A 599-nucleotide genomic window follows, 5' to 3' on the forward strand; every position below is an offset into this window, starting at 1 on the left:
AATCTGCACCTTCAGCAAACGGCGTACGGTCGGATCCATCGTGGTTTCCCACAGCTGCTCCGGATTCATCTCGCCCAGCCCTTTGTAGCGCTGCTTGCTGACGGTGCGCTCGGCTTCGTCGCGCAGCCACTGCATGGCGTGGTGGAAGTCGACCACGGCCGATTCCTTGACGCGCTCGCCTTCGCCGCGGCGAATGAATGCGCCTTCACCGATCAAGCCCTTGAAAGTGGCGGCAGCGGCGGCCAGGGTCGCGTAGTCGGCGCCCTGCACGAAGTCCGCATCGATCGAGCTGATTTTCACGTTCCCGTGATGCATGCGCTCGATGCGCAGCGCGTGCTTCTCGCTCAATTCATCGGAACGCACCACGACTTTGACGGCCTTGTCGGCGATGGTCGCCTCCAGCGCCCTGGCCGATACTTCGGCAGCGTCAATGGTGGTCAGGTCCAGCTCAACGCCGGTCATGATGGCGGTCAGCGCGGCGCGGTCGATCACGCGCGTCAAGCGCATCATGATGGCGTTGGCCAGGTTGAACTGGCGTACCAGTTCGCCCAGCGGCTCGCCGACGATCGGGTCGGCGCCGTCGCGCGGCGTGAGCGAGG

General features: G+C 64.6%; 1 pseudogene. It reads right to left on the reverse strand.

From position 1 onward, the window contains the following. Positions 1–599 (reverse strand): annotated as a pseudogene (gene gyrB, locus ACP7BV_RS27685) (DNA gyrase subunit B); the annotation flags it as partial.

The sequence above is a fragment of the Massilia sp. TSP1-1-2 genome (genome assembly GCF_049896185.1).
In the GTDB taxonomy this organism is placed as follows: Bacteria; Pseudomonadota; Gammaproteobacteria; order Burkholderiales; family Burkholderiaceae_D; genus Telluria_A.